We start from the raw sequence: 15,485 nt of genomic DNA, 5'->3' as shown, positions 1-15,485 counted from the left end.
CTGCTTCAGCCACCCGAGGGCGACAGGGTCAGTCGACGACAGCGCCCTGATGGAAGGTGCGCGAAATCACGTCGAGCTGCTGCTCACGGGTGAGCTTGACGAAGTTCACCGCGTAGCCGGAGACGCGCACGGTCAGGTGCGGGTACTTCTCAGGATGCTCGACGGCGTCTTCAAGCTGCTCCTTGCGCAGGACGTTGATGTTCGCGTGATACAGGCCATGGCCGTTGCCCGCGTCAAGGATGCCGACGAGGTTGTTGATGCGCTCGTCCTCATCGCGGCCCAGGCCTTCAGGCGTGATGGTGTTGGTCAGCGAAATGCCGTCAAGCGCGTCGTTGTAGTCGATCTTGCCGACCGAGAACATCGACGGAAGCATGCCGTGGGAATCCATGCCGTTCTCCGGGTTCGCGCCCGGGGCGTACGGGGTGCCCTTCTTATGGCCGGACGGGAAGGAACCGGTGTTCTTGCCGTACTCCACATTGGAGGTGATGGTCAGAATCGACTGGGTCGGAACCGCACCGCGGTAGACCGGCAGACGCTTGACCTGGCCCATGACCGTGGAAACGACCCACTTGGCGAGATCGTCGGCGCGATCGTCGTCGTTGCCGTAGATCGGGAACTCGCCTTCGGTGCGGTAGCCGACCACCAGGTCGTCATCGGCGCCTTCGACATATTCCTTCTCGTGGCCCGGGGTGTCCTTCGCGTCCTTGTTGTAGACCGGGTACACCTTGGCATACTTGAGTGCGGACAGCGAGTCGGCGGCAATGGACAGGCCGGACATGCCGCAGCCGAGGGTGCGGTACACCTCCTTGTCGTGCAGCGCCATCTCGATGGCCTCGTACGCGTACTTGTCATGCATGTAATGGATGATGTTCAGCGCTTCGACGTAGGTCTCGGACAGCCATTCGAGGGCCTTCTCGTAGTTGGTCTTGACCTTCTCGAAGTCGAGCGTGCCGTCGGCCTCGGGCTTGATCGGGTCGATGACGCCCTTCTCGATGACCTGCATACCGGTCATCTCGTCGCGGCCGCCGTTGATCGCGTACAGCAGGGCCTTCGCGGAGTTGACGCGAGCAGCGAAGAACTGCATCTGCTTGCCGACGCGCATCGGGGACACGCAGCAGGCGATGGCCGCGTCGTCGCCCCAATGGGAGCGAATCTCCTTGTCGGACTCATACTGGATGGCCGAGGTGTCGATGGAGATGCGGGCGCAGAAGCGCTTGTAGGCTTCAGGCAGCTTCGGATCCCAGAAAATCGTGATATTCGGTTCGGGGCCAGGTCCAAGATGCTCCAGCGTCAGCGTGTTAAGCAGGCGGAAGGAGGTCTTGGTGACCATGCAGCGGCCGTCGTCGCCGAAACCGGCGTCGGACCAAGTGGCCCAGTACGGATCGCCGGAGAAGATCTGGTCGTAGGCCTTGGTACGCAGGAAGCGTACGATGCGCAGCTTCATGACAATCTGGTCGATGAGCTCCTGGGCGCCCTGCTCGTCGAGCTTGCCGGACTTCAGGTCGCGCTCGATGTAAATGTCGAAGAACGCGGAGTTGCGGCCGAAGCTCATGGCAGCGCCATCCTGGCTCTTGACGGCGGCGAGATAGCCCATGTAGGTCCACTGGACGGCTTCCTGCGCGGTCTGCGCCGGGCGGGACAGGTCGAGGCCGTACTCATTGCCGAGATTGATCAGCTTCTTCAGTGCCTTGATCTGGTCGTCATGCTCTTCGCGGAAGCGAATCCAGTGCTCGATCTCCGGCTCGGTGAAATCGTTGCGGTACGGCACGGAATCCTTGTCGCGCTGCTTGAGCTTGATCAGCGTGTTCACACCGTACAGGGCCACACGGCGGTAGTCGCCGATGATGCGGCCACGGCCGTAGGCATCCGGCAGTCCAGTGAGAATCTTGTTGTGGCGGGCAATCTTGATGTTCTTCGTATACACACCGAACACGCCATCATTGTGGGTCTTGCGGTACTTGGTGAAAATCTTCTTGACTTCGGGGTCCGGCTCCTTGCCGGCCTCGAGAATGGCCTGCTCGACCATGCGCCAGCCGCCGTTCGGCATCATCGCGCGCTTGCACGGCTCGTCGGTCTGCAGACCGACCACCACGTTGTCGACTTCCGGGCTCTCGATGTAGCCGGCCGGGAACGCGTCGATGTCGGCCGGGGTGTGGGTGTCCACGTCGTAGACACGCTGGCGGCGCTCGACGGCGAGATAGTTGTCGTCGAGGTACTTCCACATGTGCTTCGTCTTGTCGGTGGCATCAGCGAGGAAGGACTCATCGCCCTCGTACGGGGTGTAGTTCTTCTGGATGAAGTCGCGAACATCGATGTCCTGCTGCCAATGTCCGCCGTTGAAGCCGTCCCATGCCTTGGCTTCGAGTTCCTCCTGGGAGAGGGCGGTCTGGTCAACTGCTGTCATATCCACTCCTTGGTGTCAGTCGCCGCAACGCACCGTTACGCTGCGTTTGACTTCTATTGTAATGCCATGATGATGGCGTCGTGTCGGGCGTGGACGTGACTTATATCACAATCGGTTGGAGCGCAATCAAGTGGAACGCAATCGGCGAATCAGCGATGCACAGTACACGCGTATACATACGATTCTGCTTCTTCCGACGCTGAGGCCGTGTTCAGCGTCGGAAGAAGCAGAAAGAAAAACCGGCCTACCGCGATGATGGAGGCCAGATGGTCTCGGAACCGGCAGCTGCCTGCATGGCCTACGCTACTTGCCCCAGCGTTTCCACTGGCGGTCCTGCTCGTTCCACGTGGCGTTGCGTTCCTTGACGATCTTCCACGCGTCGAGCGCGTCCTGCCTGGTCCGGTACGGCCCCATGCGTTGCGAATCAGGCGAGATCATACCGTATTCCGGTTGCCCGGTGACCATATTGAAATACCATTGCTTGTCAGCCATAGACATCCTCCCGATACGAGTACCTTACTCGCGGAACGCGCTCGTCACTGGCAGGCGGCGGTCGCGTCCGAAGGCGAGCGCGGTGACTTTCGGGCCGAGCGGGTACTGGCGGCGTTTCCATTCGGCGCGATCGACGAGACGCATCACCGTATCGACGGTCTTCTCATCGAAGCCGTCGGCCAGCAGATCGGCGCGGCCGTGGGCGTGTTCGATGTATGCGGCAAGCACCTGGTCGAGCAACGCGTATTCAGGCAGGGAGTCGGAATCCTTCTGTCCCGGGCGAAGTTCAGCACTCGGAGCCTTGGTAATTGAATTGACCGGGATAATGATGTCGTTCGGGGCGGGCTTGCCGTGCTCCCCCGCTTCGTTCCCGACGATATGCAGCCCACCGATGCCCATGCCGTGCGCGCAAGCCTCGTTGCGCCACCGGGCGAGTTCCCATACACGGGTCTTGAGCAGGTCCTTGATGGGCGCGTACCCGCCGACGGCGTCGCCGTAGATGGTCGAATATCCGCAGGCGAGTTCGGATTTGTTGCCTGTGGCGAGCGCGAGCACGCCCTTCGAGTTGGAATACGCCATGACGATGACGCCGCGGATGCGCGCCTGGAGGTTTTCGGCGGCCACACCCTCGAGATGCAGCTGGTTTTGGTAGGCGACGAACAGCGGTTCGATCGGTTGGATGTCATAGTGGGCGCCGATGTTGGCCGCAAGGTCAGCCGCATCGTCCTTCGAACCGTCGGAGGAGTACATGCTGGGCATGGAGATGCCCCAGACATTGGCCCCTCCGCAGGCGTCCGCGGCCATGGCCGCTACGAGCGCGGAATCGATGCCGCCGGACAGACCGAGACACACGCCGCTGAAATGGTTCTTGCGCATGTAGTCCTTGAGCCCGAGCACGCAGGCGGTGTAGACCTCCTCGTCCTTGTCTGGCGCCGGGGCGATGACCCCAGTCGTCTGACGCTCGGCGTCGGTGTCGAAGTCGAACAGGCCCAGATCCTCCACGAACATAGGCGAGCGTTGCAGCAGCGTGCCGTCGGCGTCCACGGTGAAGCTGCCGCCGTCGAAGACGAGATCGTCCTGACCGCCAACCTGGTTGACGTACACCACGGGGGCGGAGACCTCCCGGGCGCGGCGGACGGCCAGGTCGAAGCGCGTATGGGTTTTGCCTTCCTCGTAGGGCGAACCGTTCATGGTGACGAGCACGTCGATGCCGCGTCCGGCGAGTTCGGCGACCGGGCCGCCGTCCTGCCAGATGTCTTCGCAGATGGCGAATCCGAGCCTGACGCCGTCGACTTCGACAACGGTCGAATGATCACCGGGCGAGAAGATGCGAAACTCGTCGAACACCCCGTAATTGGGCAGGAAATGCTTGTCGTAGCCAGCCCAGACGATGCCGTCATGCAGCACGACCAGCCGGTTGCGCGGCTTGTCGGAGGCGTGGTCGGTGCCGACCGTGCCAACGACGACATACAAGTCGCCCAGCCCGTCGGCTTCAAGTTCGGTGGCAAGCCAGTTCGCCTTATTCCACGCGGCTTTGCGGAAGGTGCGCCTGAGCGCCAAATCCTCAATCGGGTATCCGGTCAGGGTCATCTCCGGGAACACGACCACCTGCGCATGCTGTCGAGCCGCGCGGTGCGCGTACTCCAGCGTCTTCTCGGCGTTGCCTTCAAGGTCGCCGACGCAGGTGTCGATCTGAGCGAGTGCTATGCGAATCTGTGCCATACCCCCAGCATAATGAGGGCATGGCACAACAAGATGTCCCGCTTGTCACGACCTGACTTCGTCAAGCACGCGCAACGCGGCGTTGATATAGAATTCGGCACCCGTCTTGACAGCCGCATCCTTGGCGATGAACTTGGGGCTGTGCAGGCCGTGGTGCCCCGGGCCGCCGTTGGAACCGACGAATGCGAAAACCACCGGGCAGACCTTGCTGAACTCGACGAAGTCCTCCCCCGCCATGGACGGGTGAATTGGCTGCAAATCAGCGTAATCCGGCACGTCGGCGGCGACAACCTTCGCAAGGTCGGGGTCGGAGACCAGCGGGTCCTGGAAATCGTCCCAGCGGAAGTCCGCACTGATGCCGTACGCGGCGGCCGTGTGCTCCACGATCGCGCGCATGCGGCGTTCGGCGAGCTGCGAGTCTTCCTTGTAGAAGTAACGGACGGTGCCGAGGAATCCAGCTTCGGCGGGCACGACATTCCACACGTCGCCGCCGTGGACTTCCGTGACGGAAACGACCAGCGGGTGGAACGGCGTCGCATTGCGGCTGACGATGGTCTGCAGGGACAGGATCATCGAGGCCATCGCCTCCAACGGGCCGGTGCCCAAATGCGGGTAGCCGGCGTGCGTGCCTTCAGCGTGCAGATCGACGTAGAATTTCACGCATCCGGCCATCATCGGTTCGATGCCGACGGCCAGCTGGCCGGGCGTATAGTCCGGGTTGTTGTGTGTGCCAACCATCGCGTCGAGATCGTCCACCATTGCGGAATCGACGACGGATTTCGCGCCGCGTCCGGTCTCCTCCGCCGGCTGGAACACGATTTTGAGGCTCCCGTTGATCCGGTCGCGGTGGGAGGCGAACCATTCGACCGCCCCGAGCAGGCTGGTCATGTGGATGTCGTGCCCGCAGGCGTGCATAACGCCCGGATTGTGCGAGGCGAAGTCCAGGCCGCTTTCCTCGGTGACCGGCAGGCCGTCGATATCGGCGCGCAGACCGACGCGCGGACCGTCGTGCTCGCCCTGAATCAGACCGATAACACCGGTTTCCAGCGGGCTGTCGAGCACTTCAACACCGAGTGAACGCAGCTTGTCCGCGAGGAACGCGGTGGTGTTCACCTCCTTGAAGCTCAATTCCGGTGTTTCATGCAGATGGCGTCTGGTGGCAACCAGATCATCAGTGAGCTCGATGTGTTCTGCCATATAATCCTCCCCTGAACTTGTTTTTCGCGCCGGAATCGTTCCGTACCGCGAAATCACCGCGTGTCGTCAGCGCTCAACGCTGCCGTTTGAGCACATGCTTGGCGAGCGCATTTGCAATCGCTTGCACGACCTGTACCAAGACAATCATGATGACCACCGCAGACCAAGTGACCGTCTGGTCAAACTTCTGGTAGCCGTAGGCGATGGCGAAATTGCCCAGACCGCCGCCGCCGATGTACCCGGCCATCGCGGACATGTCGAGCACGCCGATGAACAGGAAGGCGTAGGCGAGAATCAGGGGCCCCAGGGCCTCGGGAATGAGCACGGTGCGGATGATGGTGAATTTGGAGGCACCCATGGCCCGGGCCGCTTCGATCATGCCGGGATCTACGGGCACGAGGTTCTGTTCGACCAGTCGTGACGTGGCGAAAGTGCACATGACGACCATCGGGAAAATCGCGGCCGCCGTGCCGATGGAAGTGCCAACCACCTTGATGGTCAGCGGCTGCATCGCGGCGAGGAAGATGATGAACGGAATCGGGCGGATGATGTTCACAATCACGTCCAGGATGTGATACACCACGCTGTTCTCGAACAGGTTGCCCGGACGCGTGCCGTACAGGACCACGCCAAGCACGAGTCCCAAGAACCCGCCGATCAGCAAGGTGACCAGCACCATTTCCAAGGTCTGCGCCACGGATTGCAGCAACAGGGGTTTCAACACCGTCCAATCGGATTTGCTGGCGAGACTTGTCGCAGCGTCAATCGTCCATGCGTTCATCGTGTCTCTCCTTCATCCGCCGCGACCGCCCGGCCATACTCCACCGGGTGGCTGGCGGTACCGAAATCAATGACATCGCTGTCTTCGCGCAATGCCGTGAGGAATTCGCCGAACCTCGGGTTCGTGTCGTCGAACACGTAGGTAATCGCGCCGACCGCCGAACCGCCCACGGTGTCCATGCCGCCGTAAACCAGACCGCTGTGGATGCCGTACTGCGCGATGAGGTCGGAGATGTTCTGTCCGGACGCCTTGACCGCCGGACGGCCGTCCGCCGCGGGGATGTCCTTCTGCCGTACCAGGACGCTGACGAGCCTGCCGTCCCACTCCTCATGCAGTTTCGCGACGCGCGGGGCGTCCGGCAGCCCGGACAATGCGGTGGCGATGAACCGTCGCGTCACGCTGCGCTGCGGGGCGGCGAACACGTCGTACACGTCGCCGCGTTCCACGATTTTGCCTGCACTCATCACCGCCACCTTGTGGGCGATTTGTTGGACGACGTTCATCTGGTGGGTGATGAGTACGATGGTGACGCCCAGCTGTTCGTTGACGCGTTTGAGCAGGGCAAGCACTTCCGAGGTGGTTTCCGGGTCAAGCGCGCTGGTCGCCTCGTCGGCGAGCAGAATCTTCGGGTTCGTGGCGAGCGCACGCGCAATGCCGACACGCTGTTTCTGCCCGCCGGACAGCTGCGAGGGGTATTTGTCTTTGTGCTCGCGCAATCCGACGAAATCAAGCAATTCATTGACACGACGATCCTGATAATCCTTGCGCCAATGGTCCAGTTGCAGCGGATAGGCAATGTTCTGTGCGACCGTCTTGGTGGAGAACAGGTTGAACTGCTGGAAGATCATGCCGATTTTCTGCCGGACCGGCCGCAGTTTCGACTCGCTCAGCTGGTCCACCCGCGTGCCAAGCACCGTGACCGACCCTGATGTTGGGCGTTCCAACGCGTTGACCATGCGCACCAGCGTCGATTTACCGGCGCCCGAATACCCGATGATGCCGTAGATGTCTCCGGCGTCGATTTCAAGACTGACATCGTCCACCGCGCGTGTCGTCCCGCGCTCCTGCCCACCGCCTGCACGACGGCGATACTCCTTGACCACATGGTCGAAGGTGATGACTGCTTCTGCCATCGTTGCCTCCTTGGTATGCCTTCCGCAATACGTCTTCCACCGCTCTAGGCCCGGCCCAAGCTTTCGCCTGGCACCGGGCCTAGAGCTTCAGGATAATCGCGATGATGCCATCGGCGAAGTCACTGCTGCGCCTTGGCTTCCTTCTCGATGGTCGCCAGGTAGCTTTGCAGCTGTTTGGCGGTGAACTTGCTCGCCGAGACGGCGGTGCCGTCGGACTGGGCGTTGAGCTTGTCGAACACCTTCTTCGACTGGGCGATCTTGACGAGCTTGAGATAGGTCTCGTTGTTCACATCCGCCTTGCGGGCGACGAAGGCGTTGATGTACGGGCGGGCCTCCTCGCTTTCGGCGTCATCCTGGTAGATGGCGTCCTTGGCTTTGAGTCCTGCGTCCGCGACGTAGTCGTTGTTGATCACGCCGGCGACGACCTGCGGGTCCTTGAGCGAGTTGGCAACCTGCTCGGCCTTCAGCGGGGTGACCTTCACCTTGGATTTAGCGGTGTCGATGTCGTTCGGGGTGGCGAATGCGGTCCACTTGCCCTTGAGCGTCACGAGACCCGCGGACTTGAGCACGCCGATGGCGCGCGCCTGGTTGGTCTCGTCGTTCGGGATGGCGACCGTCTGGCCGGCCTGGATGTCATCGACGCTCTTGACCTTGGTGGAGTAGACGCCCAGCGGGAAGATCGCGGTGCCGCCGATCGGCTGGAGGTCCTTGTTGTTCTTCACGTTGTAGTTCGCCAGGTACAGCAGATGCTGGAACTCGTTGAGGTCGAGGTCGCCGGAGTCAAGCGCCGGATTCTCGGAGGTGTAGTCCTGGAAATCAACAATCTTCACGTAGATGCCCGCTGCTTCGGCTTCCTTCTGGAATTCCACCCATTGCGGGTCGGTTGCGCCGACTACGCCGATTTTCACCGGGTTGGACTTGGAACCCTTGGCGGCGGAATCGCTGCCGCCCCTGGCTGCGCGGACGCCGAAGAACACCGCGACAGCGATAAGCGCGATGACGATGACGGCGATGACGATATTGCGGCCGGTGTGGTTGACGCGGACCGGTTCCTGCGGGTCGGACAGCGGTGCTGCCGGCTGGTTCTGCTCGGATGATGCTTGTGCCATGATGTTCCTCTCTCTTGCGCGATGCCATGCACCGCGATTCATTCGCCGGATCCCTCCGGCTTGCCGTATCCAACACCATAGCCGCAGTTTGGCGTGGTTCCGCCGGTTTTGCGCTAATTGCCCTATTCATGTTCGTTATAGCCTGCATCGAAACCCCGTGGATTCAAGGATTTCTCAGTTGGCGTACACCTCGTTTCCTCCCCTATCGTGTTGCCGCCGGTGTCGTACCGCGCTCCCCGGTTCACGCTCCGGGCGCGGACAGGCGTGCCGCGTACACTGGTGGCAGATACAGACAAGGAGCGACACCGACATGACTTTCCAACTTTCCCCCGAGGCGGCCGCGCAGATGAAAGCCGCGTTCTTCGACATCGACGGCACGCTGACCAGCTTCGTCACGCATATCGTGCCGCAGTCGACGATCGACGCGCTCCATGCGCTCCAGAATCGTGGCATCCGCGTGTTCATCTGCTCAGGGCGCGCACCCTCGCATATGCAGGTCGTACTGGACACAATCCCTGTGCATTTCGACGGCATCGTCGCGCTCAACGGCCAGTATTGCTTCGATGAATCGGGATATCACGAGAGTGAGTCACTCGACCCGGACGATATCCGCACCATCGTGGCCTGGCTGGATGCGCACCCGGACGTGGTCGCGAATTTCTGCGAGCGCGACTACGTGTATTTCAACCAAATCACCGACACCATGCGCGAAACATGGCGTCAGCTGGGTAAAACCGCGCCCAAGGTGTTCGTCGACAACCCGCATGAGCGCATCCCCCAGCATGTGACCTACCAGATCAGCCCGTATATCACGCCTGAAGCCGAACGCGAACTGACGGCGTTGTGCCGGCACACCACGGGGGTCCGCTGGCACCCCTCGTTCACGGATCTGATTCCCGCGGATGGCGGCAAACCGCGCGGCATCCAGCGGTTCTGCGACCATTACGGTTTCACCCGCGAGCAGACGATCGCGTTCGGCGACGGCGGCAATGATGCGACGATGCTCGCCTATGCGGGGCTCGGCGTGGCGATGGGTAATGCGACCGATGATGCCAAGCAGGCAGCGGATTGGGTGACCGATGACGTAGACCATGACGGCATTCTGCACGCCTTGGAACATTTCGGCATCCTGTGATGCCGACTGCGGGGTTTCCGTGCATGGCCCGCATCGAATCCGCCAAGTAGCGCAATGTCCGGTCAACGCCGCCGACCGGCGCTTGGCGCGGGGAGCGTAACAGCCGCTCCCCCGTCCCCTCGCTATGAGACGATGGAGACATGACCACAGTTATCATGCATACCACCGAGGGCGATATTACCCTCAATCTTTTCGACGACCAGACCCCGAACACCGTGGCGAACTTCCTCGGTCTCGCTACCGGTGAACAGGCGTGGCGCGACCCCTTCACCGGCGAGGAGAAGCACGACCCGTTCTATGACGGCCTGACTTTCCACCGCATCATCAAGGATTTCATGATCCAGGGCGGCTGCCCGATCGGCAACGGCACCGGCGGCCCCGGCTACGAGTTCGATGACGAGATCGTTCCCGGCCTGGTCTTCGACCGCCCGTATCTGCTGGCCATGGCGAACGCCGGTCTGCGTCGCGGTCGCGACGGCCAGCCGCACGGCACCAACGGTTCGCAGTTCTTCATCACCACGGTCCCCACCCCGTGGCTCAACGGGCATCACACCATTTTCGGTGAGGTTGCCGATGACGCTTCGAAGGCGGTCGTCGACAAGCTCGACGCCGTGGCGACGGACCGTTCAGACGCCCCGTTGGAGCCAGTCGGCATCACGTCCGTGGAAGTCGTGAAGTAAGCCGTCGGCTTGGCGCGACCCACACTGGAACGACGCCCCCGTACAGGTAGTGCGGGGGCGTCGCCATATGTTACAGGGTATTGTGGCAGTCTTGTCCAGCAGCCTTGGCGTTCACGGCATGCTGCTACTCCTGCATACGGCGCAGACGCGGTTCAGCGGAATCTTTCGCACCGGTGATGCGGTAGACGTCGAAGACGCCGTCGATCTTGCGCACGGCTGCCAGCAGCGTGTTGAGGTGCTGCGGCTCTGCCATCTCGAAGGAGAACTGGCTGGTGGCCACGCGGTCGGATCCCGTAGAAATCGAACCGGAGATGATATTGACCCCGTGATCGGACAGCACGCGCGTCACGTCGGACAGCAGGTGCGGGCGGTCCAGCGCCTCGACCTGGATCTTGACCATGAACAGGCCCTTGGTGCTAGTCCATTCCACCGGGATCACACGCTCAGGCTGTCGCTTCTCAAGGTCGAGCATGTTCTGGCAGTCGGTGCGGTGCACGGAAACACCCTGGTTACGGGTGATGAAGCCGATGATGTCGTCGCCAGGCACCGGCGTGCAGCAGCGTGCGAGCTTCACCCACACGTCGTCCACACCCTTAACGGAAACGCCGATCGAGTTCGAATGCTTCTTGCTGCGTTCCACCTGCCGCAGCGGCAGCACCTCCTGCTCGACCTCCTCGTTGACTTCGGAAGGACCGGCGTCCTTGACGAGGCGGGCAATCACGTTCTGTGTGGAGATCTGGCCGTTGCCGATCGCCGCATACACAGCGTCGGGGTTCGGGAAATTGAGTTCCTCGGCCACGCCGACCAGCGCTTCCGGGGTCAGCAGCGTGGAAATCGGCAGATTGCGCTTGCGCATCGCACGCGTCAGCTCGTCCTTGCCTTCCTCAATCGCCTCGGTGCGGCGTTCCTTGCTGAACCATTGGCGGATCTTGTTGCGTGCCTTCGGGCTTTTCACAAAGCTCAGCCAGTCGCGTGACGGACCGGCGGTGTCGGATTTCGAAGTGAGCACTTCAACCGTGTCGCCGCTTTCAAGCTTCGTGTCGAGCGGGACGAGCCGTCCGTTGACGCGGGCACCCATGGTGCGGTGGCCCACCTCGGTATGCACGGCGTACGCGAAATCAACCGGAGTGGCGTCCGCTGGCAGAGAGACGATTTTGCCTTTCGGTGTGAACACGTACACTTCGGAAGCGCCGAGGTCCTCCTTGAGTGAACCGAGGAACTCGTTGGAATCCGGCGTTTCGCTGGTCCAGTCGGCCAGCTGCTGGATCCACTTGAGGTTGTCAGCCTCGTCGAGATCCTTGCCGTCCTCGCGCTTGCGGTCGTCCTTGTCCGGATCGCTCAGCGCGCGGCCCGCCTGACCGTTCGCCTTGTACTTCCAGTGCGCGGCGATGCCGAATTCCGCCCGCCGGTGCATGTCCCACGTGCGGATCTGGATCTCGACAGGCTTACCGCCAGGCCCGACCACCGTGGTGTGCAGGCTCTGGTACATGTTGAGTTTCGGCATGGCGATGTAGTCCTTGAACCGGCCGGGGACCGGGTTCCACCGCGCATGCACGGCACCGAGCGCCGCATAGCAGTCCTGGATGGTGTCGACGATGATCCGCACGCCGACCAAATCGTAGATATTCGAAAAATCGTGCCCGCGCACGATCATCTTCTGGTAGATGGAGAAGTAGTCCTTCGGGCGTCCGGTGACGGTCGCCTTGATGTTCAGATCGTCGAGATCCTCATTGATTTCGGCGATGATCTGCTTGAGGTAGACGTCGCGCTGGCCAGCTCTGCGCGCGACGAGCACGACAATCTCGTTGTAGATCTTCGGGTAGAGAACCTTGAAACTCAGCTCCTCGAGCTCGGTTTTGATGGCGTTCATACCCAGCCGGTTGGCGAGCGGCGCGTAGACGTCCAGCGTCTCGCGCGCCTTGCGTTGGGCGTTCGCCGGCTTGACATAGCGCCACGTCCGGGCGTTGTGCACGCGGTCGGCGAGCTTGACGACAAGCACGCGCACGTCACGGCTCATGGCGACTACCATTTTGCGGATGGTCTCAGCCTGTGCGGAATCGCCGTACTCCATCTTCGAAAGTTTGGTGACGCCATCCACGAGCCCGGTGACGGTATCGCCGAATTCGGCACGGCATTGGGCGAGCGTGTAATCGGTGTCCTCAACCGTGTCGTGGAGCAGCCCGGCCGCCACGACGACCGGCCCCATGCCCAAGTCCGCAAGAATCTGCGCGACGGACAGCGGGTGGATGATATACGGTTCGCCGGATTTACGCCGCTGGGTGGAATGCTGGACAACCGCACGCCGATAGGCGCGCTCCAGAATGTCCATATCCTCGTCCGGATGATGGGATTGGCACATGCGCAGGATGGGCTGGAGCGGATCGAGCGGATCAGCGCTGATCTCGCAACCCAGCATATGGGCGGAGGCGAAATCGTCATCCTGCGGTGTCTGACCGGATGCGTCCTGCCCAGCCGGGACACCTGTCTTCGCCCCCGGCGTCTGCCGTGGCTCGGTGTCCTCGCCGTCGTGCGATTCGTTGAACTCAGTCATCGCTCCACCTCCCTAAACACGTACGCCTGCCGCCAAGCGGCATAACAAGCCCGTTGTACCACGGATAGTACCACTTCGACGCGCGCGTCAGGAACAGGACAGCCCTGTGGATCCGAATCCGCGTTCTGCACGGTCTGAACCGGGTAGCCGCTCGGCAGGCACGAATGTCGCCTCGACGTACCGTTGGATGACCATCTGCGCGATGCGGTCCCCCGCGTGCAACGACACCGTGCGCTCTGGGTCGAGGTTGATCAGCGGCACCTTGATTTCGCCGCGATACCCTGCATCGATTGTGCCGGGGGCATTGAGAACCGTAACCCCCTGCTTGACCGCTAGCCCGGAGCGCGGATGGACGAGCGCGACATACCCGGCGGGCAGCGCGATCGCGATCCCGGTGGGCACCAAGGCGCGCTCGAATGGACGGAGCGTGACGTCCTCGGAGGCGGTCAAATCAGCGCCGGCGTCGCCGGCATGCGCGTATCTGAGCGTGTCGGGGTACGGCTGACGCAAGTACTTGACCAGTACCTCGGTGGTTTCCGGCTCGACATAGCCTTCATCGACCGCCATCAGGCCGCGCACTCCTTGCACACCGGCTGGCCGTCCTCGTCCGTATAGGCGAGCTGGCTGCGGTGCTTGACCAGGAAGCATTCGGAGCAGATGAATTCGTCGCCCTGCATCGGGATGACGGTCACCGAAGCGTCCTCGTTGCTCAAATCGGCGCCCGGCAGCTCGTAGTCCTCAGCGATGGCGTTCTCGTCATCGTCCTCGTTCGACGTGTTCTGCGTGCTCTTGCCGAGTTCCTGGAGCGACTCCTCATCCTCGTCCTTGCCGCGTGGGGAATCATAGTCCTGGGCCATCGCATCCTCCTCATGAGTTATGTGTTACGCGCCATAGAATACATGACCTGTACCCCGCATAGGATACACGTTTCCAAAACATCGTAAAATACGACACGAAGCCGGTGTTTTCCGGGGTAGTGTAGGAAGTGTTCCCAAAGACGAGGAAAGTGGTGCGCACATGCCTGAAAATCCTATACAGGAAGCCAAGTTCGACCATGTCGGACGCAACGGGGAGCTCGTGTTCTCCTTGCGCGGCATGCTCTTCGGCGTCACTGTGGACGACACGCTGGAACACGCCATCCTCGAAGCCAAGCAGCTCAAGGCCGAAAAACAGCGGTATCAACAGACCCCGCCAACTTCCAGTCTGCCGATTTCGCAGATCCAGTCGCTGATTCGCGCCGGCGCGGAACCCGAGCAGGTCGCGCAACGCTACGGCCTGAGCGAAACGCTGGTCAGGCGCTTCTCCAGCGGGGTGGAGACCGAGAAACAGTATGCAATCGAGCAGTTCTTCATGCTGCCCGCCCCCAAGGATTCCCGCGTGCACACCATCTCCGAGCTCATCGAGCGCACGCTTGCGGCGGCGGGAATCGGCATGGAATCGGTATCCTGGAGCGCGACACGCCGAGGGTTGGAGCCTTGGAAAATCACCGCTCGGTTCGAATCGGCCGGCAACCGCGTCAGCGCGTCGTGGTCATGGAATATGCACGACAACGCCATGGTGTGTCTCGATGCCACGGCCAAGAAACTTGTCGGTGAAAACCGCGCCAGCGATGACGGCGACGAGGGGCCGAACTTCCCCATTTCTCTGAACATCCCGGGCGATTCGGTCCGTTCGGCACGCATCGAACGCGCCGTTTCCGCGTGGAGGGCGCCGCAATCCGATTCCGCGACTTCATCACCGGCCCGGCCAGCGCCTGCGGCGGCATCGTCTGCCGCAACCCCCTCTGCCGCAGCCCCGTCGCAAGACCGCGGTGCCGCAAGCAAGCCGCCACTGCCGTCAGTGTCTAAACCGGTGCCGAACCCGGCCGCCGCGACACGCCCGCACCAACAGACAACACCGGTTTCCGCATTGACTCCGGCACACGACACGCGCACACAGCAGGCATCGGCATCCCCGGCCAGCGCCCGGCGCGACACGCCGACAGAACACGATGTCCACCATGTGGACACTGCCACAGGGCAATCAAGGCAATCCGCCGTCCAGAACGCATCCGATGCGGACGCGACCGCCACACGGAAGTTATCCGGAGATACCAACCCGGCTCAGACCGCTGCCGATCAGGCCCATGACGCCAAAACGCAGCGGCGTGCCCACGGCAAAGGCCGCAAAATGCCCAGCTGGGATGAAATCCTATTCGGAGACTGATCGCCGCAGACTTATTGCCGATTGCACCGCTTGCCGCGGTATAAAAACCGCTCCCCCACTTCGCGTATACAATCGA

At 61.9% G+C, this 15,485-nt stretch carries 13 protein-coding genes; 3 read left to right on the top strand and 10 right to left on the bottom strand.

From position 1 onward, the window contains the following. Positions 1-28: 28 nt before the first annotated feature. The 7 genes from pflB to CQR48_RS03655 form a co-directional block, all read right to left on the bottom strand. Positions 29-2,404 carry a formate C-acetyltransferase gene (pflB, locus tag CQR48_RS03685; RefSeq protein WP_033492446.1) on the bottom strand — a complete coding sequence of 792 codons (2,376 nt, stop codon included), beginning with the start codon at positions 2,402-2,404 and terminating at the stop codon, positions 29-31. A gap of 303 nt (positions 2,405-2,707) precedes the next feature. Next, complete coding sequence (locus CQR48_RS03680; protein WP_015450292.1) at positions 2,708-2,896, bottom strand: hypothetical protein; 189 nt, start codon at positions 2,894-2,896, stop codon at positions 2,708-2,710. A gap of 24 nt (positions 2,897-2,920) precedes the next feature. Then, positions 2,921-4,618 carry an NAD+ synthase gene (locus CQR48_RS03675; RefSeq protein WP_101452048.1) on the bottom strand — a complete coding sequence of 566 codons (1,698 nt, stop codon included), beginning with the start codon at positions 4,616-4,618 and terminating at the stop codon, positions 2,921-2,923. A gap of 45 nt (positions 4,619-4,663) precedes the next feature. Further along, complete coding sequence (locus CQR48_RS03670; protein WP_015450290.1) at positions 4,664-5,815, bottom strand: M20 metallopeptidase family protein; 1,152 nt, start codon at positions 5,813-5,815, stop codon at positions 4,664-4,666. A gap of 73 nt (positions 5,816-5,888) precedes the next feature. Next, on the bottom strand, positions 5,889-6,596 hold the full coding sequence (locus CQR48_RS03665; RefSeq protein ID WP_029576460.1) for a methionine ABC transporter permease: 708 nt from the start codon (positions 6,594-6,596) through the stop codon (positions 5,889-5,891). Then, entirely contained in the window at positions 6,593-7,729 is a 1,137-nt protein-coding gene (locus CQR48_RS03660; RefSeq protein ID WP_015450288.1) for a methionine ABC transporter ATP-binding protein, read from the bottom strand. Before CQR48_RS03660 ends, CQR48_RS03665 begins: the two co-directional genes overlap by 4 nt. Positions 7,730-7,848: 119 nt before the next feature. Next, positions 7,849-8,838 carry a MetQ/NlpA family ABC transporter substrate-binding protein gene (locus tag CQR48_RS03655; protein WP_101452047.1) on the bottom strand — a complete coding sequence of 330 codons (990 nt, stop codon included), beginning with the start codon at positions 8,836-8,838 and terminating at the stop codon, positions 7,849-7,851. A gap of 310 nt (positions 8,839-9,148) precedes the next feature. Between CQR48_RS03655 and CQR48_RS03650 the strand changes: the two genes are divergently transcribed. Together CQR48_RS03650 and CQR48_RS03645 are read left to right on the top strand one after the other, a co-directional pair. Next, on the top strand, positions 9,149-9,973 hold the full coding sequence (locus CQR48_RS03650; RefSeq protein WP_101452046.1) for a Cof-type HAD-IIB family hydrolase: 825 nt from the start codon (positions 9,149-9,151) through the stop codon (positions 9,971-9,973). Between the two features lie 140 nt (positions 9,974-10,113). Next, positions 10,114-10,653: a peptidylprolyl isomerase gene (locus CQR48_RS03645; protein WP_033492431.1), complete on the top strand. Its 540-nt coding sequence runs from the start codon at positions 10,114-10,116 to the stop codon at positions 10,651-10,653. Between the two features lie 124 nt (positions 10,654-10,777). Here CQR48_RS03645 and CQR48_RS03640 read toward each other — a convergent pair whose 3' ends face one another. The 3 genes from CQR48_RS03640 to CQR48_RS03630 form a co-directional block, all read right to left on the bottom strand. After that, positions 10,778-13,069: a RelA/SpoT family protein gene (locus tag CQR48_RS03640; RefSeq protein ID WP_044092954.1), complete on the bottom strand. Its 2,292-nt coding sequence runs from the start codon at positions 13,067-13,069 to the stop codon at positions 10,778-10,780. A gap of 222 nt (positions 13,070-13,291) precedes the next feature. Continuing rightward, positions 13,292-13,771 (bottom strand): dUTP diphosphatase, encoded by a 480-nt coding sequence (gene dut / locus CQR48_RS03635; protein ID WP_101452045.1) that lies wholly within the window; start codon positions 13,769-13,771, stop codon positions 13,292-13,294. Further along, positions 13,771-14,061 (bottom strand): DUF4193 domain-containing protein, encoded by a 291-nt coding sequence (locus tag CQR48_RS03630; RefSeq protein ID WP_015450273.1) that lies wholly within the window; start codon positions 14,059-14,061, stop codon positions 13,771-13,773. Before CQR48_RS03630 ends, dut begins: the two co-directional genes overlap by 1 nt. A 160-nt stretch (positions 14,062-14,221) precedes the next feature. On the opposite strand from CQR48_RS03630, the gene sepH reads away from it, so the two are divergent. Further along, positions 14,222-15,409 carry a septation protein SepH gene (gene sepH / locus CQR48_RS03625; protein ID WP_101452044.1) on the top strand — a complete coding sequence of 396 codons (1,188 nt, stop codon included), beginning with the start codon at positions 14,222-14,224 and terminating at the stop codon, positions 15,407-15,409. The last annotated feature ends 76 nt before the right edge of the window (positions 15,410-15,485 follow it).

This window comes from Bifidobacterium thermophilum (assembly GCF_002846655.1).
GTDB classification, from domain to species: domain Bacteria; phylum Actinomycetota; class Actinomycetes; order Actinomycetales; family Bifidobacteriaceae; genus Bifidobacterium; species Bifidobacterium thermophilum.
Note: the sequence above shows the minus strand (reverse complement) of the source record. Positions and strands in the feature narration are given on the sequence as shown.

Bases quoted from the DNA above. Each gene is read 5' to 3' on its own strand.
- CQR48_RS03640 (WP_044092954.1), bottom strand. From the start codon at position 13,069: ATGCTGGGTTGCGAGATCAGCGCTGATCCGCTCGATCCGCTCCAGCCC.
- CQR48_RS03655 (WP_101452047.1), bottom strand. From the start codon at position 8,838: ATGGCACAAGCATCATCCGAGCAGAACCAGCCGGCAGCACCGCTGTCC.
- CQR48_RS03665 (WP_029576460.1), bottom strand. From the start codon at position 6,596: ATGAACGCATGGACGATTGACGCTGCGACAAGTCTCGCCAGCAAATCC.
- CQR48_RS03645 (WP_033492431.1), top strand. From the start codon at position 10,114: ATGACCACAGTTATCATGCATACCACCGAGGGCGATATTACCCTCAAT.
- pflB (WP_033492446.1), bottom strand. From the start codon at position 2,404: ATGACAGCAGTTGACCAGACCGCCCTCTCCCAGGAGGAACTCGAAGCC.
- sepH (WP_101452044.1), top strand. From the start codon at position 14,222: ATGCCTGAAAATCCTATACAGGAAGCCAAGTTCGACCATGTCGGACGC.
- CQR48_RS03650 (WP_101452046.1), top strand. From the start codon at position 9,149: ATGACTTTCCAACTTTCCCCCGAGGCGGCCGCGCAGATGAAAGCCGCG.
- CQR48_RS03630 (WP_015450273.1), bottom strand. From the start codon at position 14,061: ATGGCCCAGGACTATGATTCCCCACGCGGCAAGGACGAGGATGAGGAG.
- CQR48_RS03680 (WP_015450292.1), bottom strand. From the start codon at position 2,896: ATGGCTGACAAGCAATGGTATTTCAATATGGTCACCGGGCAACCGGAA.
- CQR48_RS03670 (WP_015450290.1), bottom strand. From the start codon at position 5,815: ATGGCAGAACACATCGAGCTCACTGATGATCTGGTTGCCACCAGACGC.
- CQR48_RS03660 (WP_015450288.1), bottom strand. From the start codon at position 7,729: ATGGCAGAAGCAGTCATCACCTTCGACCATGTGGTCAAGGAGTATCGC.
- dut (WP_101452045.1), bottom strand. From the start codon at position 13,771: ATGGCGGTCGATGAAGGCTATGTCGAGCCGGAAACCACCGAGGTACTG.
- CQR48_RS03675 (WP_101452048.1), bottom strand. From the start codon at position 4,618: ATGGCACAGATTCGCATAGCACTCGCTCAGATCGACACCTGCGTCGGC.